This window comes from Cognatundibacterium luofuense, assembly GCF_018139685.1.
Lineage (GTDB): Bacteria > Pseudomonadota > Gammaproteobacteria > Burkholderiales > Burkholderiaceae_D > Undibacterium > Undibacterium luofuense.
In genome coordinates this window covers 1-396 of the sequence record NZ_JAGSPN010000225.1, presented here as the reverse complement: position 1 = coordinate 396, position 396 = coordinate 1, and the positions used below count along the sequence as shown (strand labels likewise).

The following is a 396-nucleotide window of genomic DNA, read 5'->3' as shown; positions in this document are numbered from 1 at the left end:
CCGATTATCCGTTTACGACGCTGCATCCGAATCTGGGCATGGTACGCGTTAGCCATGAAAAGAGTTTCGTGATTGCCGATATTCCTGGGCTGATTGAAGGTGCGGCAGATGGTGCGGGGCTGGGGATACAGTTTTTGAAGCATTTGCAGCGTACCGGTATTTTGCTGCACATCGTCGATCTGGCACCTTTCGATGAGAATGTCGATCCGGTCAAGGAAGCAAAAGCTTTGATCAAGGAATTGCGCAAATACGATGAAAGCCTGTATGAGAAACCGCGCTGGCTGGTACTCAATAAGCTGGATGTGTTGAGCGAAGATGAGCGTAAAAAGAAGGTTAAGGATTTCATTAAACGCTTCGCCTGGAAAGGCCCGGTATTCGAGATTTCTGCCCTGAGTC

At 49.0% G+C, this 396-nt stretch carries 1 protein-coding gene; it reads left to right on the top strand.

Annotation, left to right across the window (positions count from 1 at the left end):
- Positions 1-396 (top strand): GTPase (locus KDM89_RS20140; RefSeq protein WP_212689651.1); only part of this gene is annotated, 396 nt, incomplete at both ends.